This window comes from Enterococcus sp. OL5, assembly GCF_006491895.1.
GTDB classification, from domain to species: Bacteria; Bacillota; Bacilli; order Lactobacillales; family Enterococcaceae; genus Enterococcus_D; species Enterococcus_D innesii.
The window spans coordinates 57,317-81,485 of the sequence record NZ_VHIL01000006.1; the positions used below are offsets into that span (position 1 = coordinate 57,317).

A 24,169-nucleotide genomic window follows, 5' to 3' on the forward strand; every position below is an offset into this window, starting at 1 on the left:
TTGAACCTGTCAAATGGATTGGTTGCCATAAACTCAATGCATTTAGGATTCACTGATTGTTAACAGCTGGCTAGCGTCTGCTCTGTTCCGTTTTGCGGACCAATCATTGTGATTCCTAGTACGGTTACTACGCTCCCTATGGTCGCCTAGTACTGTTCATCGTCTGCTCTGTTCCGCTTTGCGGACCAGTCATTGTGATTCCTAGTACGGTTACTACGCCCCCTATGGTCGCCTAGTACTGTTCATCATCTATTCTGTCTTGCTTCGCAAGCCAATCATAGTGATTCACAGCAAAAAACACGTCCGTCCCTGGCAAGGGACGAACGTGTTCGTGGTACCACCCAAATTTAATTGTCATTTGACAATTCTTTGATGATCGGTAACGGGATCAGGCGTCGTTCTCTACTCGAGTCTTTGAAAAGTCAGCTCTTTCAAGAACGCAACTCACAGATGATCTGATTTCTTACAGGGTTTTATTTGGCTTCCACTCTCCCAAACTCGCTTGAAAAATATAAGAAATTTTTCTGTTCTGTGTCTTAGTTGTTATCTGTTTTGTTCAACTCGTCTAATAAGTTTCTCGCATCATCTAACGTTTTCACTTCAGGGCTTTCACTTACATCAACGATTTTTTCATCTGATTCAACAATGTCCACATCAAATGTTTCCACTGCTTCTGAGTTTACTCCAGAACCATTTTCACTGTCAAGTTCTTTTGACAAAACTTCTCTGATCACTTGGTGGGAATCTTGTACATAGCTTGAAAATGGCGCCAAAATTTCTTCCCATTCAGGGCTCTTCACTTGTTCTAATTGCGTTTGCAACATAACTAATAAGTTGTTATGGAAGACTCTGGTTTTCTTCTTCAAGTCATTTGTTTCTGTCGCCAATTGACGTGCATTATTTGTTGCATCTGTCAAAATCTCTTTGGCTTTTTCTTCTGCTGAGGTCATCAAGGCATGGGCATGTTTTTCTGCAGTAGCAACCATCTCATCCGCACGGTTTTGGGCAGAAGTAACGATTACTTCTGATTCTTTGCTTGCGCTTGTTTTTACTTTATCCGCCGTATCTTGAGCCACGATAATGGATTGGTTCAAGGCGTCTTTCAATTCATTGAAGTATTCGAGTTTTTCTTCTGCATGTTTCAATGATTTCTCTAACTCACGATTGCGTTGAACAGCTTCTTCATAATCACGAACAATCATATCCAAAAAGTCATCGACTTCGTCTTGATTGTAGCCTCTCATTTTTACTGAAAAGTTTTTATTTTGAATGTCTAATGGAGTTAATGCCATATTCTATACACCTCTTTGATTTATTTACGTAATACACCTAATAACAATCTAACTTTTTCTTTTTTCGTGGTTCCTTCTAACCCCTGTATTTGAATCCGACCAAATCCTCTTACTGAAACGATATCCAGTAAATCCAGAACAAAATCTGGTCGTAATGCTTCTGTCCAGTTTACTTTTACTTTTCCTGATTCGATCAACTGTTTCGAACGCTGACGAGAGATGTTGTACACGGCGGAGATCACTGTATCAAGACGCAATGAACTAACCGTTTCTCTTTCCTCGGTCCAGCCATCTTTAGGCACGATCAAATCGGTATATTTCGTTTCTTCCAAACGTACCGATACGTTGCCGATTTTATCCACTTGTAGTTGAATAAAATGACTGACTTCAGTAGCAACGAATACTTGCCATATTTCACCATCGGAAAGAATGTCTCCAAAGTATTCCCTCTTGACTCCAGTCCCCATTAACGTGCCCAAAACTTTTCCATGACTCAAAACCGTAAATTTTTTCGGGTATTGAATCGTAAATAAAGTCATGTCAAACTCATCGGTGGTGGGCTCATAGTAATCAGGATAAATTAAACAGCGTCGTCTTTCAGCAGCTTCGTATCCGCCAAAAAAACGGAAGCTTAAATCCGTTGATTGACGAATCAAGCTTTCTAAGATATACGCTTGTCTTGGATCTAAGAAATCAGTCAAGTATGGCGCATACTGCATTTGCACTTGTTCGATCCATCCTTGAGCGGAATCAATAAAAGGGCGTTCATCGTTTCGAAAATGTTGATAGACATTTGCGTTCACCGATAACCACCCCTTACGTTAAAATAAAATTGATTGTAGGATCAATATCAATGCTTGTGATGCTAGCTGTAAGACAATAATTGCAAATGCAATCGTAAAATCGATACCAGCAAAACTTAATTTCAATCGATCAAATAAACTCAAATACGGTTCACACACTTTTGCCAAGAAACGGCCAAAAGCGGATTGATACCCTCCTGGAAACCAAGACAAAAGTGCATAGATCACTAATAAAATGGTATACAGATAAACAGCATCACTCAGTAATTTAACGAATCTCAAGAATAAAATTGGCGTTCCTCCTCACTTTAGATATCAAAAAAATTGGTATCTGCTAATGTTTGGGCAGTGCCTTCAATTTCCATACCCTTAGGCGTGCAAAGAAAAATTTCATCGCCAACGCGCTTGATATCACCATCTTCAGCGTACACTGTTCCTGTTAAAAAATCAACTATTCGACGAGCTTGGTACTCTTCAATTAAATGAAAATTAACAAGTACAGCATCACCATTGATGACTTGCTTCGCAATCCCCATTGCTTCAGAGTAAACACGTGGTTCTACGATCGTTATTTTTCCTGCCACTTGCGAGGAAGTTTCTTTTGCTTTTGTATCTTTGACTCTCGTATTGGTTCTTTGTTGCGCCATCGGAACGACTTTTTCTTCCGTCTTAGGTACCGATCTTACTCGTTCAGCCGCAGCTGAGGATTGTTGATAAGCAGCAGTTTGAGGTTGCTGTCTGTATTGATAAGCTTGATTTTGTGGTTGACTTGTTGTACGGGTTGCCGCTTGGCCAGATGCATACGTATTCGCGGATGTTCTGGAGGCCGTAAAAGCTCCTCCTTGGTTCACAGCCGGTTTAGATGCTGTTCGTGCCGGTTCTTCAGTGGCATATGTTTCTTCGTAATAATCTTCTTCGTCAGTCAATCCAAAAAAATTGGTCAGTTTCTCTTTGAGCGACATCGGTCAACCTCCTTTTTTATTGAAATAATGCTGTTCCTACACGAATAAATGTTGCGCCTTCTTGGATCGCAATGGGAAAGTCATTACTCATTCCCATACTCGTTTCTAAGCAAGGGGCATGTGTAAGATGCAGGTCAGCGATTTGTTGTTGAATCCTTTTTAATTCTTTAAAAATCTGATGCTGCTCGTCTTTGGAAGCAGTGAGCGGGGCCATCGTCATCAATCCAACAACACGAATTTTATCGAACGAAGCGAGTGCTTCAATAAAAGCCATCACCTCTTCTACGAAAATCCCTTGTTTCGTTGCTTCCTGCGAAACATTTACTTCCACAAAGCAGTTGATCGGATGCTCTGCTCGTTTTTGAATTTCTTGTGCCAGTTTGATTGAATCTAACGCGTGGAAAAAATCAATCTCGTTTATAATTGATTTTACCTTTCTACGCTGCAAATTGCCAATAAAATGCCAACGGACATCTGGAAAATCCGTTAATGCTGCTTTTTTTTCAAGTAGTTTTTCTACTCGATTTTCAGCACAATTCCGCACACCATTTTCTAGAAGTTCTCTTGTCGTTTCTGTATCGACGGATTTTGTTACAGCTGTCAAACAGACCTCACTGGCGTTTCTAGAAACAAGAGCACAGGAGTCCTGTATCTCTTGCTGGATCTTGTGCAAGTTCTCAGAAATCATGTGCTCTGCCCCCTAGCGTTTACGACGGAAAAATGGTGGTGTGCTTAATTCGTCGTCATCATTCGAGCGTACTTCATCACGGCTGAAGGTGTCGAATTCTTTCTTTTCTACATTTTCAAATGTGTTTTCTTCTACTTTAGGTCGTACATTTTGTTCTTTACGGATATCCCAATCACCGAAACCGTTGCTTTCCTCTGCTTGCGCAGGGCGTGCTTGGTCCATATCTAATGTGGGTTTTTGTGGGATAGAATGAATTTGGCTTTGGCTTTGTCTGCTAGAGCGAGACCCACGTTCTTTTTTTGAAGGGTCAATACCAGTTGCAATGACAGTCACACGGATTTCATCGCCTAGGTCTTCGTTGATTGAGGTACCTAAGATAATATTTACATCACCTGTTGCTGCATGAGCGACGATATCAGAAGCATCTTGTGCTTCAAATAAAGTCATATCCAATCCGCCAGTGATGTTCAATAGTACTTGTTCGGCACCATCGATCGAAGTTTCTAGTAATGGTGAAGAGATTGCTTTTTTCGTTGCTTCGATTACACGTTCTTCGCCGCTAGCAACACCAATTCCCATCAAAGCGGTGCCTTGGTTTTCCATCACTGTTTTCACATCAGCGAAGTCCAAGTTAACGTAGCCTGGAGCAGTGATCAAGTCTGAGATCCCTTGAACCCCTTGACGCAAGACATTGTCTGCTTCACGGAATGCTTCAAGCATTGGTGTTTTCTTATCGACAACTTCTAACAAGCGATTGTTCGAGATGATCAATAGTGTATCGACATTCTCTTTCAATTTAGCAATTCCTTCAGCCGCAAAACGGCCGCGTTTTGGTCCTTCAAAAGTAAATGGGCGAGTAACGACACCGACTGTCAATGCGCCGATTTCTTTGGCGATTTTCGCTACGATCGGTGCAGCACCGGTCCCGGTTCCGCCACCCATACCAGCGGTAATGAAAATCATGTCCGCGCCTTCTAATGATTCACGAATAGAATCTTCACTTTCTTCTGCCGCTTTTTGACCAACTTCTGGTTGAGAACCAGCACCAAGACCGCGGGTATATTTAGGGCCTAATTGAATCACTGTTTCTGCTTTTGAATTTTTTAATGCTTGAACGTCAGTGTTGGCCGCAATAAATTCTACGCCTTTGACATTTTCTTCGATCATACGGTTGACTGCGTTGCCGCCACCGCCGCCGACTCCGATGACTTTGATCACAGCGCCGTCATTGATGTTATTATCAATTGAAAATTCCATAGTTTATCTTCCTCCTGAGAATCGTTTTAGATTATTCAAAGATATTTGAGAAGAAATCTTTTACTCGGTTTGTGATCGACTCACCTTTTTTCTCTTCTTCTACTTCTTCATAAGTTTCTTCTGGAGCTTCATATTGTTCGTAATGTACTTCTTGTTGTTGAATAGCAACGGGCTGTTGCGCGACTGTTTTTTCACCGGTGATCGCACTTTTGGCAAGCTGATAGACTTCGCTTAAGTTTGCTGAATAGTCAACGATACTGATTACATTGGTGAATACAGGATTTCTAAGTCCCATATGATTAGGAACGTAAAGCTTAACGTTTGTTTCGAATACTTCTTGAGCAAGATCTACGACACCTGGCAGGCTTGCAGCGCCACCAGTTAAAATCACGCCACCTGGTAAATCAAGTCCATCAATTTCGTCTAAGACTTCTTTTGATTTAGTGAAAATTTGTTCCATACGGGCTTCAATGATTTCTGACAAATAGCGTTCATCAATCTTCACAGGTTCTGATTTTCCAATCACATCGACCGGAAACTCTTCGCTAGCTGAAGTTCGTTCAGGATACGCATCCCCATAATTGATCTTCAATGCTTCTGCATTGTTGAAAGAGGTATTTAAAACCGTTGAAATGTCTTTGGTGACAAATTCGCCGCCCTCTTGGTTCACATGAGTAAATTTCAATTGTTTGTCGTGCATCGCAGCTGTCGTTGTTTGGCCGCCACCGATATCGATAACGATCGTGCCAAAATCTTTTTCACCATCAGATAAAATCGATTCTGTTAATGCTAATGGCGTAATGACCACTTCATTGACGATCAGTCCGGATTTTTCCACACACTTTCGAATGTTGTGAATGATGGTTTTTGGTCCTGTATAAACCACACCAAACATTTCTAAGCGAACACCGATCATGCCTCGAGGATCTTTGATCCCTTCAAACCCATCCACAGTAAATTCTTGCGGTAAAATAGCAATGATCTGTCTTTCAGGAGGGGTTGAACGTACAAGTGCTGCGGAAGCAACATTGCGGACGTCCTCGTCGGTGATCTCTTTTGATTCACTATTGACCGCGATCATCCCTTGACAATTTTCCACTTCAAGAAGATTGGCTGGTACACCAACACTTACACTGCGAATTTGAATTCCTGCTTTTTCTTCTGCTTGTCTTACTGCTCTTTGAATGGCTTGTACCGTTTTATCGATATCTACAATAATCCCACGGTTGATTCCTTCTGATTTTGCATTTCCTACACCAATGATATTCATTTGGCTGTCAACGTATTCGGCTACTACAACTTTTACAGATGTCGTACCGATATCAAGGCCAACATACATTCCCGTTTTTGCCATGGATGGGGTTCCCTCCTACTTAAATTGGATATATAGCGAACCATCACAGTCCGTTTTTAGAGTTCATTCGAATAATTTGTTCACTGTTACCAATTCTACCATATAATGGCGCTTTTTAGAAACAAGTTAATGAAAAAAACTCTTGAATTTTTCCTAAGAATCACTATCAGCTGTTTGATTTTCGTCTGCATCGTCTTCTTGTGTATTTGAAATAGGATACGTAAAGATCCCAACTTCCATATCCACAATACTGTCCTCGGTCAAATCTTTGGCAATTTGCGGATAATACTGCATTTGACTCACCATATTTGAGATGTTGACGATCACTTGATTGCCATCATTCATAAAGAGAGTCAGCAGCTCATCATTGCTGTCACGGGGGGTGTATTTGATTTGAGAAATGCCATCGCGAATTTCTGAACTTAATTCTTGATAGGCACTGAGTGTCGCTTTGATTTTGTCTTCAGCCGAAAAATTTTCTAAAACCGGCAATCCTTCCTCTGGCTGCTCACTGATGTCTTCCAAAACAGCGCCATTTTCCAAAACTGGTGCATAGCCGCCGTCTTTGGCTAATAAAGCCACTTCTTGAAATTCAGTAACAGTGATATCGAAACGATTAATACCAGATAGAGAAATGGAAGCATTTTTTATGCGCGGCAATTCTTTTTTGATTGCGGCCACACTCTGATTCCGTTCAAAAAATTGCGGCCACATCTCTTCATTGACGGCTAGGTCAGAATTTTCGAGAATCGCTTCTGCGGATACTTCTTGATTGCCTTTGACCACCACATTAGCCAAACGACTAAGCGGCGAAACAAAATACAAAACAATCAACAAAGGAATCATCAGTAGACCGATAATCAGCGCTAAGCGGCGAATCAATACTTGATTACGGTACGCCTTTAGATTAGGCAACCGATCAGCGAAAGAGCGAGCTTTTTTTTCTGGCTCAGGCAGCCCTTCTTTCTCATCGTCTGTTTCTTCTATCGCTTGTTCTGCTTCAAAAAGTGTTTCTTCTGTCAACTCATCTTCATGTGCTTGGGACATGTCTTCTGTTTCATCAGACGCGGATGACGACCAAGCTGGCTGATTGCCTTTTTCTTGCAAATATTTTAGATTTTCTTTTTGCCAAGGGGTCAACTCTTCCGTTGACGAGGGGGTTTGATCATCATGAGGTGTTTTGTCTTTACTAATGATAATCGCTCCTTTCTATCCCACACATTGTACTATTTGATTACCTCTTGCACAAGTCGAAATAATCGTTCCGAGGCATCGCTGATCCCTTGTTCTTTTGAGGCTTTGGCCATCTTACTACGAAGGGCTTCATCTTGCATGATACTATCTACTGCTTCCACGAGGTTTTGGCTGTTTAATTCATGATCGGCAATCATTTTGACTGCTCCTGCATTAGCTAAACTTTGGGCGTTCTTCGTTTGGTGGTCATTGGTCACATAAGGACTTGGAATCAGAATCGCTGGAATCCCTAATGCCGTAAATTCGGCGATCGATGTGGCACCCGCTCGACCAATCAACAAATCGCTATTTGCCATCACTTCTGCCATTTGATCGATATAGGGACGAATACTGATATTAGGAAAGGCATCTTTTGACATCCCAATTTTTTCTTCGATCTCTTTGTAATACCTTTCGCCAGATGCATAAAGTAACTGATACTCTTTTTGAGCAAACAGCGGCAGCGCATCAATGATCGCTTGATTGATTTTCAGGGCTCCTTGACTCCCACCAAAAACCAAGACTGTTTTTTTCGCCGGATTTAAATCGTAAGAAGACAAAATTGTCGACTTTTGACTATTCCGTACTTCTTGACCACGAGGATTGCCCACCAACACCGTTTTCTTCGCTGGAAAGTATTGAGAAGCATCGTGAAAAGCAATGGCGATTTTATCCACATATTTGGTTAGAAATTTATTGGTGATTCCAGGTACACTATTTTGTTCATGAATAATAGTAGGTATTTTCAACTTCGAGGCAGCAAAGACCACGGCGCCGGAAACATAGCCGCCGGTGCCAATCACTACATCCGGTTGGAACTCTTTGATGATTTTCTTTGCTGCGTAGTAGCTTTTCATAAAAAGCTGGATCGTTTTTACGTTATCCAAAGATAGCTTACGCTTAAAGCCTTGAATCTCTAGTGTTTTAAAAGGAATACCTGTTGGAGGGACGATTTTATTCTCTAAGCCCCTTGTTGCACCAATGTATAAAAATTCGGCTGTCGGGTCAATCTCCTTCACGTAATCCACAAAAGACAACGCTGGATAGATGTGTCCGCCAGTACCGCCGCCAGTCACAAGTATTTTCATATCCTTCACTCATTTCTATTTAAGTTCTGCTACTGCCGCCATAAATTTGTCGCCGCGAACTTCAAAATCAGGGTATTGATCCCAACTTGCATTCGCCGGTGACAATAGAATCGTATCTCCAGCAGCACTTAAAGAAAAGGCTAATGGGACGGCTGTTTCAACATTCTCTGTCATTTCAATCGTTTTTACACCAGCTGCTTGAGCAGCAGCGGCTAATTTTTCTTTTGTTTCTCCAAACACAACGATAGCTTTGAGCCCATTTAGTGCTGGAACCAACTCATCAAAGCTGTTGCCACGATCCAATCCGCCTGCCAGTAAGACCAATTTTTCATTGTCAAAACCACCTAAGGCCATTTCTGTTGCTAAGATGTTGGTTGCTTTGGAATCATTGAAAAATTTCACCTGATTGATAGTGGTGACATACTGGGTCCGATGAGGCACCCCAGTGAAGGTCTGTAACGCTTGTTTGATTGCTTCGTTCGACATATCGCAAAGTTTCCCAACAGCGATCGCCGCTAAGGCATTTTCAATATTATGTGCCCCAGGTACACCGAGTTCCTCCGCTGCCATAATTGCTTCTTCTTTATAGTAGAGCATCCCATCAAGCATATATGCTCCTGCTACTTTTTCCTTGGTGGAAAAAGGAATGATTTTCGCCTTTGATTTGGCCGACAGTGCTTCTAGTTCTGGTTGGTTCCAGTTGATCACTAAATAATCGTCAGCGGTCATTCGTTGTTGCAAGCGCCATTTTGCTAAAACATATTCCGGGCGACTACCATGGTAATCGATATGGGCTTCATAAATATTCGTGATGACAGCGATTTTCGGCCGCAAGGTATCGATTCCCATCAATTGGAAACTTGAAAGCTCCATCACCAAGCGATCTTCAGGCTTAGCTGTTTGAGCAACGGAACTTGCAGGAAACCCGATATTTCCAGAAAGCAATGCCTGTCCTTTTTCCATTCCGGCATTCAAGACATTGGCGATCATGGTCGTTGTAGTGGTTTTTCCATTCGTACCAGTAATACCGATAATCGGCGCTTCAGAGATTTGATACGCCAGTTCCACTTCCGTGATCACAGGAATTTTTTTCTCTAAAGCTTTTTGGACAAGAGGTTGTGAATAAGGGATCCCTGGATTTTTAACAACTAGGGAGAAGCCTTCATCCAATAATTCAATTGGGTGGCTGCCAGTGATCACTTTGACCCCTAAAGCCAAAAGATCTTGTGCTTCTGGATTTTCAGCAAATGGCTTTCCGTCATTAACGGTCACAAGTGCGCCCAAATCATGTAACAATTTGGCCGCACTGAATCCACTACGCGCTAATCCTAGCACAAGAACTTTTTTATTTTGATATGTTGTAATTTTTTTCATTTTCTTCATCTCCTACCATACAAGGGCTATTGTGAGCAACGAGCAACCTAACGCGATACACCAAAATACAGTATCGATCTTCCACTCAGACCATCCACTCATTTCAAAATGATGATGAATGGGTGACATCTTGAAGATTCGTTTGCCCGTTAATTTGAATGAGGCAACTTGCAGCATCACGCTTGCTGTTTCACAAACATAGACCAATCCGACAAGCAAGAGGGTCCATTCTTGGTGTAAAAGAATCGAGATAGCTGCCAACAGACCGCCTAAAGCCAGTGAGCCGACATCTCCCATGAAAATTTTTGCCGGTTTGCGATTGTAGGGAAAGAAGCCGATCAATCCGCCAATGATCGCAAGACAAACGATCAAAACATCGATTTGATCTTGTCGCCAAGCAATCAGTGCGTATGTTGAAAAAGAAATCGTGCCCAGTCCTGCGACTAGTCCATCGATCCCATCCGTCAAGTTGACTGCATTTGAAAAACCCACAAGCCAAAAAATGACGAATAAGCCATAAAAAATCGATAGCGATACATCGATCCCAAAGAAATTCAGTACATCCGCATTGCCTTCAGATCGGAAAACAAAGTAAAAGACGAGTCCGCCTAAAATCTGTCCAATCAGTTTTTGCAGCGAGTTTAAGCCCATATTTCTTTTGCGGAAAATCTTGATGAAGTCATCAAGAAATCCTAATGCACCATAAACCAAGGTAATGAACAAAAGAATGAACAATGAAGCAGTCAATTGATTTTGCCATGCTCCTACCCAGATGGCAGTGATCATTGCAGAAATCAAAAATACAAACCCACCCATCGTTGGTGTTCCGGCCTTTACATTGTGCCATTTGGGACCGTCACCACGTATTTCCTGTCCGTATTTCTTCATTTGAAAATAGCCGATAAACAAAGGCATTGTGGCTGTTACGATCGCAAAGCCACTTGCCAAAGGTAATATCATCTCTGTCCATTCCATATTGTTCTCTCCTATTTATTCGTTTTCACTTAGTGTAAACTTGATCGATTGCCCCGATAATTCGGTGTAAGGCTCAACGCTTTGTTTGGTACAATAGCCGTCTCCTTCAAAACTAACATCTACATTTAGTAGACTGCCAAATTTAATCAAATCTGCTTTTGACCAGGAAGTTGTATCCGGCATATAGTACTTATCGCTATCGGTAACGAGCAGTACTCGTTCTCCTGGCATGATCGAAGTTCCACTGTCAACCGATTGGGCAATGACTTTTTCACCATCCCCGATGACTATCGGAATCAACCCAGCTTTTTGAACGTCGGTTGCAGCAGATTCTGTATCGAGATTGCGATAATCCCCCACAGTCGTTTCGCTACCAGATGTTGTGCTTTCTTCTAATGCAGAGTTTTTCAGATCCATGACCCGTTTCATCAATGGATTGGCAATCTCACCTAACACGGTACTTTCATGCTTCTCTGGTAGTTTAATGGTCAAATACAAAATATATTCTGGTTCTTCTGAAGGAAACATCAAAACGACAGAATACAGATAATTGGTGCCTCCAGACAAATACTTGCCGGTTGTTGGATCAGCTACTTGGGCCGTCCCGGTTTTCGCAGAAATGTTGTAGCCAGGTAATTCATAAACGCCATAGGCACTTCCGTAATTTTCACTTTCGACAACATCACGCATATATTCGCGAACCTTCGCTGCCGCTTCTTCTGTGATGGGGTGTCCCACCTCTTCAGGTTGCGTGACCGTTTCTTCTCCAGTATTGCCATCAACGATTTTACTAATAAATTGTGGTTTCAGCATCGTTCCATTATTGGCGACCGATGTAAAAGCCTGCATCATTTGGAAATTCGTCACACCAATCGCTTGACCAAAAGAAGTCATCGCCTGGCTGACAGGATTATCTTCTGGGGTGATTCCCGTATTTTCGTTAGGCAATCCTGAATAGGTGCTACGACCAAAGCCAAATTCTTTTAAGTATTGTTGCCAGCGGTCAGCCATTCGCTGTTCCAAGGTCACCATTCCAATATTACTGGACCACGAAAGAGCTTGGCGCATCGTCAAGGTTCCTTTTTGACCAAAGTCCCAGTCATTGATGGTGGCATCATAAAGTTTCAATCCATCAGGGCTTGGGGTAAAAGTTTCGTTCTCATTGAAGATACCTTGATCGATGGCAGCTGCCGTCGTTAAGATTTTCATGGTGGATCCTGGCTCATAGTTGTCTTCAACCAATAGATTTTGCCAATCATTGATTGAATCCAAATTTTCTGGATTGTAGGTTGGTCGTTGCGCCATCGCTATGATCTCGCCGGTTTTGGCATCCATTAAATTGGCTGTTAAGTTTTCTGGTTTGTTTTCTTTAAAGACACTGTCCATCAGCGTTTCCAAATAGCTTTGGATCCGACTATCGATGGTTGTATAGACGTCTTTCCCATCCACCGCTGCGACGGTCTCGGCAACTGTTCCTGGTAGCGGATTTTGATTGTTGTCTTTTTGATAAACAATCTCGCCATCGGTTCCCGATAACACATCATTGTAGGCAGCTTCTAACCCGGTTTTACCGACTAGACCAGTATCGTCGTCATTGGCAACCGCATAGCCGATAAAGTGAGAAGAAAAGACCCCATTCGGATAAAGGCGAGCTGGATGGCTATCAAAATGGAAGCCAGCAATATCTTCTTGTTCCATCGCATCTTCAATCGCATTTTTTTGTTCTAATGTAATATTATTTCCCTTACTCCCAAAAGACACTCGCCACAATTGTTGCTCAAGACCATCCTCTAACGTATTGACTGCTGTCTCTTGATCAATGGACAAGACATCTGACAAGATTTTGGCCAACTTATTGAAGTTTGCTTTTTCTGCAAAGAGATTCTTATTACCATCTTTGTAATTTTGATTTAAAACAGCGTAAATAGAGTATGAGGTCACGTCCTCAGCAATCGGGATTCCATTGCGGTCATAGATCGTTCCTCGTTTCGCCTTGATGACTTCACTGCCCTCATAGAGATTTTTGGTTTTTTCTGCTAATGAAGTCCCCGCAACATCTCCGACAATGACGATATAGCTCAAACGCGTGACAAACAAAAAGAACAATCCAATACTCGTAGCAAACAGAATAATACCTACTTTTTTGCGATTGTTCGTTGTAGTTTGATTGTTCTTTTTTAAGTATTGCTTGAATTTATCTGTTAACTTCATTTAGTCCACTTTCCTTAAATTGCCATCATCGATCGACAATCCATTATCCTCAGCAATCTTTTGGATCCGTTCGGTTTTAGAAAGCTCATTTTTCTCTTGTTCCAACTGTTCTGCTTGTGTCGTTTTTTCACTGATATCCGATTGGATAAGAGAAATATCATGTTCGACTTGGCTGATATTGGTCCGAATATTGATGGTCAAGATCGCCAACGTCAATACAGCGATGATCACAAAGGCAGCAATCAGTTTTTCTAGAGTAGAAATACTTTTTAACCGACGAGCCGGAGATGCTGGTACACGGATGACCTCAGGACGCTGGGGATCAGTAGGCAGTTTTTCAGTTGTCGGTTCAGAGTGATCCAAAGGTTGTGATTCAAGTGGTTCTCTGAATTCATAGTCATGAACTTTTAGTTCTGCCATAGTTGTTACCCTTCGCTTTCCTTGATTTTTTCCGCGATTCGTAGTTTCGCACTACGAGAACGATTATTTTCAGCTACTTCTTCCTCAGTAGGAAGCAGTGGTTTTCTTGTTATAAGTTTTAGTGTTGGTTGAAATTCTTCTGGTATCATCGGCAGACCTGGCGGCATGTCCTTTGGTGTACTGTATTCCTTGAACATCGATTTCACGATTCGATCTTCTAATGAGTGGAACGTGATCACACTGACACGTCCGTTAACTGATAAAAGATGAATTGCTTGTTCAAGAGATTCTTCAATTACACCTAGCTCATCATTGACTGCAATTCGAATGGCTTGGAAAACCCGTTTTGCTGGGTGACCGCCCTTTCTTCTTGCTGGAGCTGGAATGGCTGCTTTGATGATATCGACCAATTCCCCCGTTGTTTCGATGGGATGATCTTGTCTCACCCGCTCGATTTCACGAGCGATTTGTTTTGAGAATTTTTCTTCTCCATAGCGGAAGAAGATTTTGACTAATTGATGGTAGTCGAATTGATTGACCACTTCATAGGCAGTCAATGCTGCAGTTTGATCCATCCGCATATCTAGCGGTGCATCTTGGTGGTAGCTGAAGCCACGTTCGGCTTCATCTAATTGGGGTGAGGAAACACCTAAATCGTACAAAATCCCATCGACTCGGCTCACACCGTGTTGATGCAATGCTTCCTTTAAATAGCGAAAATTACTTTTAATAAACGTGACCATCCCTTTAGCAACATATGGTGCTAAACGTTCTTTAGCATGGTCGATGGCGGTTTGGTCTTGATCAAAGGCAAAGAGATGTCCCTCTTCAGATAGTTGTGACAATAGATATTCACTATGACCGGCTCCACCTAATGTACAATCGACATAGACGCCTTCTGGACGAATCTTTAACCCATCAACGGTCTCCTGTAGCATAACGGTGTAGTGTTGAAAATCTGCCATGTGTTTTTTCCTCTTCCTATCAAGCCTATAAGCCAAAGTCGATCATTGTTTCAGCAATTTCATCAAAGTTTTCTTCTGCTTCTTCAGAGAATGCTTGCCAACGCGTTTCATCCCAAATCTCAATCCGGTTTGAAACCCCGATGATCACGCAGCTTTTAGTAAGGTCTGCATGATTTCTCAATGTAACAGGGATATTGATCCGACCTTGTTTATCGATCTCGCACTCTGTTGCAGCAGAATAAAAGAAGCGGACAAATGTCCGAGCATCCTTTTTCGCTAAAGGCATTTCGTTTAGTTTTTCTTCAAGTTTTTCCCATTCAGATAAGGGGTAGCCAAATAAACAGCCATCTAATCCACGTGTCACCACAAATTTTTCTCCGAGTTTTTCTCGTAGTTTTGAAGGGACGATTAGTCGGCCTTTTGCATCTATCGAATGTTGAAATTCTCCCATAAACATCGATAAATAACCCCCGATCTCCACCTGATATTCACAGTCTACCACAATCCCCCACTTTCTACCACAAATTATATGAAATTTGAAAGGGAAGTTGTTTGACTTTTCTTTACCAAATGAACAAAAAGGGAGAAAAAGACTTCTTAGAGTTTTTAAAAAAACTCTAAGAGAAAAAATGGACGTTTATCAATGGTCAAACTACTATAAGTAACTTACAATATTTAAAATGATCAAAACGATATGAAAGATGATTGTAAAGAGGAAAATACTGCGCCAATACATCTTAAAATAGCGACTATATTGGATTTCTTCATAGTAGTACGCCTGAAAGACGGCCAGTAGAATGCCTAATAAAAAAAATGGAGATCAAATAGTACAATGTGATCGCTTGATCAAAAGTATATTTTGATAATTGGTGAATCCCCACCATTAAAAATGGTACCGCTAAATCCGGTGCCTTCACATGGAAACGATCATTCAACGAAAGTGCAGAAACGATAAAACGACAAGCAAAATAAACGAGCACAGGAAAAATATACCAAAACAAAACGATTGGATTAAATCCAGACATACAGCAAAATCCTTTCTAACAACTAGTGTCACTATACTTTATTTTCTTTACATCCATGTTTCAGTTCTTTTAAAAATCTAAGCCGGAATAAGACAGCCATGAAATTTTTTAAGGAGGCTCTTATTTCAGCAACTAACTTTTGAAAGTTTTAAAGAATGTATTTCTTTACCTATTAAAGCAGAAGGGCGTAGCTTCAACAAGCCTATCTTGCCATTCTAACGAATTTTTTTATGGTGAAATTGAAATTTTCTTAATTTCTCCTTGGATCAACTTGAGTTCTTGAGAAATTGAGGGTAAACTGTCACTAGAATAACTCTAAAAGGTGGATTAGAATGAACGAGAAAAAACCAAAAAGTACCTTTGCAAAAATCACACAAGTCGTGATCTGGACCATGCTTATTCTCACTGTCGGCTCGATTTTCTTAGCAGCATACACAAGTATTATGGGTTAATCCTATTAAAAAGTGCCCTTTTCCAAAATGATGGCTTCCATCTTTGAAAGGGCACTTTTTTTATAGTAACGGTGACACAAGACGTGCCAAACCTTCTTTGATTTTGATCGTCAACTTTCTTTGTTGATATGCTTCGATCGTTAGTGGCTTTGAATCGATCGAATCTGCTAGAAACGCTTCTTTCGTTTTGGTCGCTAGCTGCGCATCATAGATGATTGTATTAACTTCAAAATCTAGGCGAAAAGATCGGACATCAATATTTGCCGAACCAATCGATACAAGTCCACTGTCAATGATCATCGTTTTTGCATGCATAAACCCTTTTTCATAAGTCTCGATGATTGCGCCAAAGCGGAGCAATTCAGCCGCAAATGAATAGGTCGCCCAATAAACTAAAGGATGATCAGGTTTGTTCGGAATTTGTATATGAACTTTCACCCCAGAGAGCAGGGCTAACTTTAAGGCATTATGAATGGCTTCATCCGGAATATAGTACGGCGTTTGGATTAGGATCTCTTTTTTAGCTAAATTGATCATTTCAAATAAGTCATTTTGATTTCTTCATGTTCCGTATCAGGACCACTAGTGATGACTTGGGCAGCGACTGTCCCCGTTTGTTTGATCTCAGGAAACAATGCCGGATCATATTTGATCTCCAAGGCATGTTGTGAGTTCCAGTCCATTAGAAACCGATTTTGCAGCGAATAGACTGCTGAGCCGGCAATTCGCAAGTGATTATCTCGCCAATAACCGAATTTTTCCACTTGTCCTAGATACTCGTCTCCCACATTAAATCCACCTGTATAACCAATCTCACCATCAATCACCACGATTTTGCGATGATTCCGATAATTGATTCGCGGATTGACATAAGGAACGAACAAAGGAAAGAAAAAGGCAATTTGCCCGCCATGTAGACGCAACTCATCAAAAAACTTCAAGGATACTTGGGTACTGCCCCAAGCATCTAATAAGACTCTTACTTTCACACCTCGCTTTGCCGCTCGTACCAATGCTTCTTTGACTTCATTCCCTAATGCATCGCTGCGATAAATATAATATTCCATATGAATATGATTTTTCGCCTGTTCGATATCAGCAATCAAAGCATCAAATTTCTGCCGTCCATCGGTATAAAGCGTCATGCTATTGGCTGTCGTATAGAGAGATTGACCAAAGACTGTCAACAGATAGACTAACTGCTGGACTTCTACTTGAGCAGTCGGCGGATGCGGAAACAAATGACGCGAAAGTGCTTGTTTTTGCTCTTCTAGTTCAACATTTAGACCAATCTTTGCTTGCGAGCGCATATCAAAGATCTTTTCCTTGGAGATCCCTCTTCCGAAGAAAAAGTAAAGAACAAAACCAACAATAGGAATAAACATCAAGACCAAAAGCCAGGCCCATGTTTGAGCAGTCTGCCGCCTTTCTCTGAAAATGATAATAATTGATAACAAAATATTGACTATAAACAAAATGGTTACTAGATTGTCCATTACAACCATTTTTTCACCTCTTCCCCGATTTCCCGCTACTAAAGCATATCAAAAAATAGTACCTAAAGTAAAGAAACACTGTGAGGAAACAAAAAAAGCCGATCTGACGATCGACTTAAGAAAACATCGGTTTAGAATTTTAAGAATCGGCGCATCGATAAGACGGAACCAAGTGAACCGATCACGATCCCAATCAACGCCATCACACCACATACTTGAATCAAGAACAGATTTGGTGCAATTAGACTGTAATTTGAACGTAGCAAGGATGGATTGACCATTGCATAAACTTGATGATACCCGAAGTACATCAACGCAATTGGGACGATTGATCCTAAGAGTCCGATCCAGCCACCTTCAAGAAAGAATGGCCAACGAATGTAGCCGTTTTTCGCCCCTACCAGACGCATGATTTGAATTTCTCTTTGACGAGACAAAATCGTGATCCGAATCGTATTGGAGATCAAAAACATTGCTACAAAAATCAGTAAGACTGCCGCCGCTAAGCCCCAAGTCCGCACAGCCGCAGATAATTCAAAGATTCGGTCAGAAGAATCTCCGCCGTAATCGGCTTTGAAAACATTTGGCAATTCGCCCGCTTGTTCAGCGATCTCTGTCGTATACTCTGGATCTGTTGCACTGACGACAAACACGTTATAGAGCGGATTGCTGTCGCCTTCGAACAAGTTCCATGAATCTCCCATGGCATCTTGGATCTTCTGCAATTCTTCGTCTCGACTAGAAAATTTCACTTCCGAAACGTTAGGTAGATCGTTTAAGGATTGTTCTAAAGCATCCATATCTTCTTGTTCCGTACCAATATCAACGAAAACCGAAACATCCACATTCTCACGAATGTCTTCGGCCAATTTTGTTGCATTTAAGATTACACCTAGAAAAATACCGACTAATGTCAGTGTGATCGTTACCGCACTCAACGACGCGATGGTCATCCAGCCGTTACGCTTTAAACTTTTGATACTCTCCAGGAGATGACGGAAAAATGTTCTAATCATCGTAACCATATTCTCCTTCCGCTTGGTCGCGAATAATGCGGCCATTCTCAATCGCGATCACGCGATGACGAATCGTATTTACGATCGTACTATTATGGGTCGCCATAACGACCGTTGTTCCTTGGGCATTGATCCGATCAAGCAATTTCATGATTTCCCATGAGTTTTCAGGATCTAGATTCCCCGTTGGTTCATCCGCAATCAATACTTTCGGCGTATTTACGATGGCACGAGCGATTGACACACGTTGTTGTTCCCCACCGGAAAGCTCACTCGGAAATACCCGTACTTTATGTTTCAGTCCGACTAAATCCAGAACTTCCATCACCCGTTTTTTGATATCACGGGGTTTGCGTCCGATAACTTGCATTGCATAAGCAACATTTTCAAAGACCGTTTTCCGCGGTAAAAGTTTGTAGTCTTGGAAGACCACGCCGATTTCTCGGCGCATCAAAGGGATCTCACGGTTTTTCATGCCGACCAAATCATATCCTGCGACATTCAAAACGCCTTTTGTTGCTCTTTCTTCTCGATACATCAATTTGATAAAGGTTGATTTTCCGGCACCGGATGGTCCAACGACATAGACAAACTCCCCTTGATCAATTGAAATCGAAAGGTTGCGGATAGCAGTCGTACCATTAGAGTACTTTTTCATTATATCTTTCATTTCTATCATACAGCTATCTCTCCATCTCAAATTTTCATTCTGGCTTATTATAGCATGAATATATTTCACCTTGCTTGCAACAGATTACAATTATGTTTCAATCTGTTTAAGTCACACCAGGTTATTTTTGATTCAGTTTTAGCTTCAAATACGCATCGATAAAGCCATCCAAATCGCCATCCATGACTGCCTGTACATTCCCAGTTTCGAAATTTGTCCGGTGATCTTTGACCATCGAATAGGGATGGAAGACATAGGAACGGATTTGCGAGCCCCATCCAATTTCTAACTGTTCGCCTCGCAAAGCTGCTGCTTCTTGTTCTTTCTTTTCCACTTCTAATTGATACAGCTTGGCTTTCAACATCCCCATCGCTTGCTCACGGTTTTTCAATTGTGAGCGCTGGGCTTGGCTAGCAACTACCGTACCTGTCGGGATATGGGTGATCCGCACAGCAGATTCGGTTTTGTTGATGTGCTGTCCACCAGCGCCGCTTGCGCGGTACGTATCGATCTTCAAATCATCTGAGTTGATCTCCACATCGATCGCCCCATCTAATTCTGGCATCACATCCACCGAACAAAATGACGTATGCCGTCTCTTAGCAGAATCAAAAGGTGAAATACGGACCAAGCGATGCACGCCTTTTTCCGACTTCAAATAGCCATAGGCGTTGTGCCCTTTCACAAGTAATGTGACACTTTTGATCCCCGCTTCATCACCGGCTTGATAGTCCAAGGTTTCCACCTGATATCCATGTTGTTCGCAAAAACGAGTATACATCCGTAACAGCATGCTGCCCCAGTCTTGCGACTCGGTACCGCCTGCGCCCGGATGAAGCTCGATGATCGCATTGTTCCGATCATAGGGTTCATCTAACAACATCGACAATTCATAAGAAGCCATTTTCTCATTTAACTTACCGATTCGTGCTTCAAGTTCTGCTTCCATTTCCGGATCAGCTTCTTCTTGAATCATTTCTAGCATCACTTCGAGCTCTTCCAATTCTTCTGCTAGCTGATTGAACTGATCGTAGGTCTCTTTGTTGGAATTGTTGGCGTTAATGACTTGTTGGGCTTTTTCCGAGTCATCCCAAAAGGTGGGATCTGCCATTTGGTGCTCCGCTTCCGCAATGTCCTCTTCTAACTGATCTAAGTCAAAGAGACCCCCTAAAACTGATTATTTTTTCATTCATCTGGGTCAATTGATTCCGAATATCTGCGATTTCCATTAAAATTCCTTCTTTCTTTTTTTCTTACAAACGAAAGTAGACTGGACAAAAACGTCTGCCAGCCTACTCTCACCTTTTTCAAAACTTGTTACATATTTTTCCCGTGGCAATTCTTGAATTTTTTCCCGCTTCCGCATGGACAAGGATCATTGCGACCCACGTTTTTGAAACTTGGCGCTTGGGCAGCCGGTGCTTCTTCTACCCCTTGCGCTTCTCCTTGGGCTACTTGTTCCCGTTGAACGTTTTGACGAATCTCTGCCTTCATAAACAGACGCGTTACTTCATACTCGATGGCTCCAACCATGTTTTCAAACATATTGAATCCTTCTGTTTGGTACTCAACTAATGGATTGTTTTGTCCATAAGCCCGTAACCCAACCGATTGACGCAACTGATCCATAGCATCGATGTGGTCGGTCCACTTCGTATCAACGACTCGTAAAATCACTACTTTTTCAAATTCCAGTAATTGTTCTGGACTATTAAGTTGTGTTTTCTTTTGTTCAAAGACTTCTTCTGCCCGTTGGTTTAGATAATCTTTGATCTCTTGAGCTGATTTGCCCTTGATGTCTTCGATGCTGATGGTATCTTCATGAACAAGTGCATTGGCCGCAAAATCAACGATTCCTTCATAATTCCAATTGCTTTCTTCTAATTGCGTATGACTGTCAACGACCCGGCTGATGGAGCGTTTCACCATATTCATTAATTGTGGTGAAAGATCCGTTTCTTCCATGATCACTTCTTGACGTTGTCCGTAAATAACTTCCCGCTGTTCTCGCATTACGTCATCGTATTGCAAGACGTTTTTCCGGGTATCGTAGTTATTCCCTTCCACTCGTCGTTGGGCAGATTCTACTTGTTTTGAAAGCATCTTACTTTGGATCACGGCATCGCCTTCATCGATTTTCATCCGATCCAAGAACACTTTGATTCGTTCAGAACCAAAACGCTTCATTAAATCATCTTCTAGCGATAAGTAAAATTGCGACATCCCTGGATCTCCTTGACGTCCCGCACGTCCCCGCAACTGATTATCGATCCGTCGTGATTCATGACGCTCAGTACCGATAACTGCCAAGCCGCCTAGTTCTGCAACACCAAGACCTAACTTGATGTCCGTTCCCCGACCAGCCATATTGGTCGCGATCGTTACAGCGCCTTTTTGTCCCGCATTCAAAATGATTTCTGCTTCTTTAAAGTGATTCTTGGCATTCAATACTTCATGAGGAACTTTCTCACGATCAAGCATTGATGACAGTAATTCAGACGTCTCAACAGCGACCGTCCCTACAAGCACTGGTTGTCCTTTACGGTGACGCTCTTTGATGTCTTGAACGACTGCTTGGAATTTGCTGGTAAGCGTTGGATAAAGCAAGTCCGCACGATCATCCCGTAAAATTGGTTTGTTTGTAGGAATCTGAATGACTTGCATGTTATAGATTTCTCGAAACTCTTCTTCTTCTGTTTTCGCTGTACCGGTCATCCCAGACAGTTTTTTGTACATCCGGAAGTAGTTCTGGAATGTGATCGTCGCCATCGTTTTGGTTTCATCTTCGATCTCGACACTTTCTTTTGCTTCGATCGCTTGATGTAGCCCGTCAGAATAGCGGCGGCCATCCATGATCCGACCTGTAAATTGGTCAACGATCATTACTTTCCCATCTTGCACCACGTAATCAATGTCGCGAATCATAATGTAATTCGCTCGTAGCGCTTGGTCCAAGTGATGGGTCAATGCCGTGTTTTCAATATCATACAAGTTTTCTAAGCCGAAAGTCTCTTCCGCTTTTTCGATCCCACGCTCTGTCAAACCGATCGTTTTTGATTGGATATCGATTTTGTAGTCTTCTTCTTCCGTCAAGCGTTTGACAAAATTGTCGACCCGGGTGTATAGCGCAGTTGATTTTTCTGCTTGTCCTGAAATGATCAACGGTGTTCTCGCTTCATCGATCAAGATCGAATCGACCTCATCGACGATGGCATAGTTTAATGGACGTTGTACCATTTGATGACGGTAAACCACCATGTTGTCCCGCAAATAGTCAAACCCTAATTCATTGTTTGTACTGTAAGTGATGTCACAAGCATACGCCGCACGTTTTTCTTCTGCTGATTTTGAGTTGATGTTCAAGCCGACCGTCAAGCCTAAAAAGTTGTACAGCTCTCCCATCTCAGTCGAGTCACGAGTTGCCAAGTATTCATTGACGGTTACGACGTGGACGCCTTGACCACTCAAGGCATTCAAATAAACAGGTAATGTCGCCGTCAAGGTTTTCCCTTCACCGGTACGCATCTCTGGAATATTCCCATCATGTAAGACGATCCCACCCATTAATTGGACGTGGTAAGGATACAGACCCAAAACGCGTTTTGCAGCTTCACGAACTACTGCAAAGGCTTCAGGTAATAATTTATCCAAAGTCTCTCCCTCTTGGAAACGACGACGAAATTCATCGGTTTTCCCGCGTAATTGTTCATCAGATAAAGCGGCCATTTCATCCGCATGTGATTCAACTTGATTCGCAATATGGTCAAGACGTTTTAATTCTTTTTTGTCGTTTTCGATTAATTTTCTAAAAAAATTGGCCATACCTTAATAATTCTCCTTTTACTTCTACATTATCCTAGCTGGAAACTCTCCTAACTATTTTAGCACTAGTTCACCATAAATGAAATATTTTTCGATAGAACTATCGCATCAATCTTGCGTGATAAACGGATTCTTAACCTTTTTTCACAGATTTTAAAGAAACGAAGGGAAAAAATACGCAACAAGCCATTGATCGGCGCCAAAAGTCCAGCGCACGTCCAAATGACTTGTTGCGAATGTTTGCAAATTAGGCCGTTTTAAAACGGGTTTTTAAGAAAGTTAAGAAAAGCATCAGCAGCATGCCTAAAGACTGAATCCCGATCATCAAGATGATATCAGCGCCAATAAATCCTGCCAACATTGCCACCAGAGAGCCTACCCCCAATGCATTTAAAATCACGTTCGTGCTTTCTTTGAAGCTGCCGATTGTCGACAGTCGTGATTTTTTCGTCACCCAGAGGAAAAATGCTGCGCCTATGACGAGAATACTATTCATTGCCACCAATAAAAATGCCACTGTGATCGTCTGACTGAAGAAAATCGCCGTCTCGTTGTTGCGATAGAAGCCGTCTTCGATCACTTTCTGAAACGAAGTCGCATCATGCACTTGATCAGGCATCATTTCCGCCGTGTAACGCATTTCATAGTGATAGGTTTGTCCATCGATTTCTTCTTTGATGGTCCAGTCTGTTTCTCGGAAATTGATGGCATATTTGGCTTCCTCAAGGTCCGCTTCTGAAAGCCCAACGCCTATAATGCCCGTTTCTGTTTGCGAAAAGACTTGTGACTCATCCGTTAAAAGTTTGCCATCTTCCAGCTGCAGTTCACTGTATTTGGCTGCTGTTTCAGCAGTCATGAGTGTTTTTGCATGGGGGAAAAATGCTGCAAAGGCTTGATCCGTTTGCTTGCTGATCATCAAGGTCAGCGGGACCATCAGCAAGGACATCAAGAAAATATAGACAAACACTTGCTGCCAGCGATTTAATTTTTTACGCCATGCATAGACTTTTGTTGGAGAAAAAATGGCCCCAAAGTATGTTAAGGGAAATCGTTGTTCAGACATCCT

General features: G+C 41.9%; 20 protein-coding genes, 4 pseudogenes and 1 other annotated feature. Of the genes and pseudogenes, 1 reads left to right on the forward strand and 23 read right to left on the reverse strand.

Translation table 11 applies throughout. The features are described from left to right. Positions 1–312: 312 nt before the first annotated feature. Positions 313–541, reverse strand: a binding site (T-box leader). The 16 genes and pseudogenes from FJU10_RS08795 to FJU10_RS08870 all read right to left on the reverse strand — a co-directional run bounded on the left by FJU10_RS08795 (position 537) and on the right by FJU10_RS08870 (position 15,647). Continuing rightward, the gene (locus FJU10_RS08795) at positions 537–1,292 is read right to left on the reverse strand and encodes a DivIVA domain-containing protein (protein WP_077453523.1); all 756 of its coding nucleotides are present in this window, start codon (positions 1,290–1,292) and stop codon (positions 537–539) included. (Overlaps the previous feature by 5 nt.) 20 nt (positions 1,293–1,312) lie before the next feature. Beyond that, a complete protein-coding gene (locus FJU10_RS08800; RefSeq protein ID WP_016613826.1) occupies positions 1,313–2,095 on the reverse strand; it encodes an RNA-binding protein in 783 nt (260 codons plus the stop codon). Between the two features lie 18 nt (positions 2,096–2,113). Then, positions 2,114–2,377 carry a YggT family protein gene (locus FJU10_RS08805; RefSeq protein ID WP_005228822.1) on the reverse strand — a complete coding sequence of 88 codons (264 nt, stop codon included), beginning with the start codon at positions 2,375–2,377 and terminating at the stop codon, positions 2,114–2,116. 26 nt (positions 2,378–2,403) lie between these two features. Next, a complete protein-coding gene (locus tag FJU10_RS08810) occupies positions 2,404–3,057 on the reverse strand; it encodes a cell division protein SepF (protein ID WP_077453524.1) in 654 nt (217 codons plus the stop codon). A 16-nt stretch (positions 3,058–3,073) separates the two neighbouring features. Beyond that, on the reverse strand, positions 3,074–3,745 hold the full coding sequence (locus tag FJU10_RS08815) for a YggS family pyridoxal phosphate-dependent enzyme (protein ID WP_077453525.1): 672 nt from the start codon (positions 3,743–3,745) through the stop codon (positions 3,074–3,076). Positions 3,746–3,757: 12 nt separating this feature from the next. Next, entirely contained in the window at positions 3,758–5,002 is a 1,245-nt protein-coding gene (gene ftsZ, locus FJU10_RS08820; RefSeq protein ID WP_005237278.1) for a cell division protein FtsZ, read from the reverse strand. 31 nt (positions 5,003–5,033) lie between these two features. Then, the gene (ftsA, locus tag FJU10_RS08825; RefSeq protein ID WP_081118410.1) at positions 5,034–6,356 is read right to left on the reverse strand and encodes a cell division protein FtsA; all 1,323 of its coding nucleotides are present in this window, start codon (positions 6,354–6,356) and stop codon (positions 5,034–5,036) included. Between the two features lie 153 nt (positions 6,357–6,509). Then, the gene (locus FJU10_RS08830; protein WP_140965681.1) at positions 6,510–7,496 is read right to left on the reverse strand and encodes a cell division protein FtsQ/DivIB; all 987 of its coding nucleotides are present in this window, start codon (positions 7,494–7,496) and stop codon (positions 6,510–6,512) included. An 86-nt stretch (positions 7,497–7,582) separates the two neighbouring features. Next, positions 7,583–8,677: an undecaprenyldiphospho-muramoylpentapeptide beta-N-acetylglucosaminyltransferase gene (gene murG, locus FJU10_RS08835; RefSeq protein WP_077453529.1), complete on the reverse strand. Its 1,095-nt coding sequence runs from the start codon at positions 8,675–8,677 to the stop codon at positions 7,583–7,585. Positions 8,678–8,692: 15 nt separating this feature from the next. Then, the gene (gene murD, locus FJU10_RS08840) at positions 8,693–10,051 is read right to left on the reverse strand and encodes a UDP-N-acetylmuramoyl-L-alanine--D-glutamate ligase (RefSeq protein ID WP_140965682.1); all 1,359 of its coding nucleotides are present in this window, start codon (positions 10,049–10,051) and stop codon (positions 8,693–8,695) included. Positions 10,052–10,063: 12 nt separating this feature from the next. Continuing rightward, positions 10,064–11,026 (reverse strand): phospho-N-acetylmuramoyl-pentapeptide-transferase, encoded by a 963-nt coding sequence (mraY, locus tag FJU10_RS08845; protein ID WP_005237283.1) that lies wholly within the window; start codon positions 11,024–11,026, stop codon positions 10,064–10,066. Positions 11,027–11,041: 15 nt separating this feature from the next. Next, complete coding sequence (locus FJU10_RS08850; protein WP_081118407.1) at positions 11,042–13,237, reverse strand: penicillin-binding transpeptidase domain-containing protein; 2,196 nt, start codon at positions 13,235–13,237, stop codon at positions 11,042–11,044. Next, a complete protein-coding gene (gene ftsL / locus FJU10_RS08855) occupies positions 13,238–13,657 on the reverse strand; it encodes a cell division protein FtsL (protein ID WP_077453532.1) in 420 nt (139 codons plus the stop codon). It lies immediately after the preceding gene. Positions 13,658–13,662: 5 nt separating this feature from the next. Next, complete coding sequence (rsmH, locus tag FJU10_RS08860; RefSeq protein WP_077453533.1) at positions 13,663–14,622, reverse strand: 16S rRNA (cytosine(1402)-N(4))-methyltransferase RsmH; 960 nt, start codon at positions 14,620–14,622, stop codon at positions 13,663–13,665. Positions 14,623–14,647: 25 nt separating this feature from the next. Continuing rightward, positions 14,648–15,079: a division/cell wall cluster transcriptional repressor MraZ gene (mraZ, locus tag FJU10_RS08865; RefSeq protein WP_005228792.1), complete on the reverse strand. Its 432-nt coding sequence runs from the start codon at positions 15,077–15,079 to the stop codon at positions 14,648–14,650. Positions 15,080–15,277: 198 nt separating this feature from the next. Then, a pseudogene (locus FJU10_RS08870) lies at positions 15,278–15,647 on the reverse strand (DUF3397 domain-containing protein). A gap of 332 nt (positions 15,648–15,979) precedes the next feature. Here FJU10_RS08870 and FJU10_RS08875 point away from each other — a divergent pair. Beyond that, a complete protein-coding gene (locus tag FJU10_RS08875; protein WP_005237290.1) occupies positions 15,980–16,099 on the forward strand; it encodes a DUF4044 domain-containing protein in 120 nt (39 codons plus the stop codon). 60 nt (positions 16,100–16,159) lie between these two features. Here the strand turns inward: FJU10_RS08875 and cls are convergent. From cls to FJU10_RS08905, 7 genes and pseudogenes are all read right to left on the reverse strand, one after another. After that, positions 16,160–17,604: pseudogene (gene cls / locus FJU10_RS08880) on the reverse strand (cardiolipin synthase). A 122-nt stretch (positions 17,605–17,726) separates the two neighbouring features. Then, the gene (gene ftsX / locus FJU10_RS08885; protein WP_077453536.1) at positions 17,727–18,611 is read right to left on the reverse strand and encodes a permease-like cell division protein FtsX; all 885 of its coding nucleotides are present in this window, start codon (positions 18,609–18,611) and stop codon (positions 17,727–17,729) included. Further along, on the reverse strand, positions 18,604–19,290 hold the full coding sequence (gene ftsE, locus FJU10_RS08890) for a cell division ATP-binding protein FtsE (protein ID WP_005237293.1): 687 nt from the start codon (positions 19,288–19,290) through the stop codon (positions 18,604–18,606). Before ftsE ends, ftsX begins: the two co-directional genes overlap by 8 nt. A 112-nt stretch (positions 19,291–19,402) precedes the next feature. After that, positions 19,403–20,510, reverse strand: a protein-coding gene (gene prfB, locus FJU10_RS08895; RefSeq protein ID WP_140965683.1) for a peptide chain release factor 2 whose coding sequence is annotated in 2 segments (ribosomal slippage) — positions 19,403–20,437 and positions 20,439–20,510 — 1,107 coding nt in all. Because the reading frame shifts where the segments join, the coding sequence is not laid out codon by codon here. A gap of 88 nt (positions 20,511–20,598) precedes the next feature. Then, a pseudogene (locus FJU10_RS19820) lies at positions 20,599–20,673 on the reverse strand (SEC-C metal-binding domain-containing protein); the annotation flags it as partial. A 45-nt stretch (positions 20,674–20,718) separates the two neighbouring features. Further along, a pseudogene (gene secA / locus FJU10_RS08900) lies at positions 20,719–23,103 on the reverse strand (preprotein translocase subunit SecA); the annotation flags it as partial. A 247-nt stretch (positions 23,104–23,350) separates the two neighbouring features. Further along, entirely contained in the window at positions 23,351–24,166 is an 816-nt protein-coding gene (locus FJU10_RS08905; RefSeq protein WP_140965684.1) for a DUF1189 family protein, read from the reverse strand. Positions 24,167–24,169 lie beyond the last annotated feature (3 nt).

What these genes read in the sequence shown, in the direction of transcription:
- mraY (WP_005237283.1), bottom strand. Translation starts at nt 11,026, where the DNA reads ATGGAATGGACAGAGATGATATTACCTTTGGCAAGTGGCTTTGCGATC.
- ftsA (WP_081118410.1), bottom strand. Translation starts at nt 6,356, where the DNA reads ATGGCAAAAACGGGAATGTATGTTGGCCTTGATATCGGTACGACATCT.
- FJU10_RS08795 (WP_077453523.1), bottom strand. Translation starts at nt 1,292, where the DNA reads ATGGCATTAACTCCATTAGACATTCAAAATAAAAACTTTTCAGTAAAA.
- ftsX (WP_077453536.1), bottom strand. Translation starts at nt 18,611, where the DNA reads ATGATTAGAACATTTTTCCGTCATCTCCTGGAGAGTATCAAAAGTTTA.
- murD (WP_140965682.1), bottom strand. Translation starts at nt 10,051, where the DNA reads ATGAAAAAAATTACAACATATCAAAATAAAAAAGTTCTTGTGCTAGGA.
- mraZ (WP_005228792.1), bottom strand. Translation starts at nt 15,079, where the DNA reads ATGTTTATGGGAGAATTTCAACATTCGATAGATGCAAAAGGCCGACTA.
- FJU10_RS08810 (WP_077453524.1), bottom strand. Translation starts at nt 3,057, where the DNA reads ATGTCGCTCAAAGAGAAACTGACCAATTTTTTTGGATTGACTGACGAA.
- murG (WP_077453529.1), bottom strand. Translation starts at nt 8,677, where the DNA reads ATGAAAATACTTGTGACTGGCGGCGGTACTGGCGGACACATCTATCCA.
- ftsE (WP_005237293.1), bottom strand. Translation starts at nt 19,290, where the DNA reads ATGATAGAAATGAAAGATATAATGAAAAAGTACTCTAATGGTACGACT.
- ftsL (WP_077453532.1), bottom strand. Translation starts at nt 13,657, where the DNA reads ATGGCAGAACTAAAAGTTCATGACTATGAATTCAGAGAACCACTTGAA.
- FJU10_RS08905 (WP_140965684.1), bottom strand. Translation starts at nt 24,166, where the DNA reads ATGTCTGAACAACGATTTCCCTTAACATACTTTGGGGCCATTTTTTCT.
- FJU10_RS08850 (WP_081118407.1), bottom strand. Translation starts at nt 13,237, where the DNA reads ATGAAGTTAACAGATAAATTCAAGCAATACTTAAAAAAGAACAATCAA.
- rsmH (WP_077453533.1), bottom strand. Translation starts at nt 14,622, where the DNA reads ATGGCAGATTTTCAACACTACACCGTTATGCTACAGGAGACCGTTGAT.
- FJU10_RS08875 (WP_005237290.1), top strand. Translation starts at nt 15,980, where the DNA reads ATGAACGAGAAAAAACCAAAAAGTACCTTTGCAAAAATCACACAAGTC.
- ftsZ (WP_005237278.1), bottom strand. Translation starts at nt 5,002, where the DNA reads ATGGAATTTTCAATTGATAATAACATCAATGACGGCGCTGTGATCAAA.
- FJU10_RS08815 (WP_077453525.1), bottom strand. Translation starts at nt 3,745, where the DNA reads ATGATTTCTGAGAACTTGCACAAGATCCAGCAAGAGATACAGGACTCC.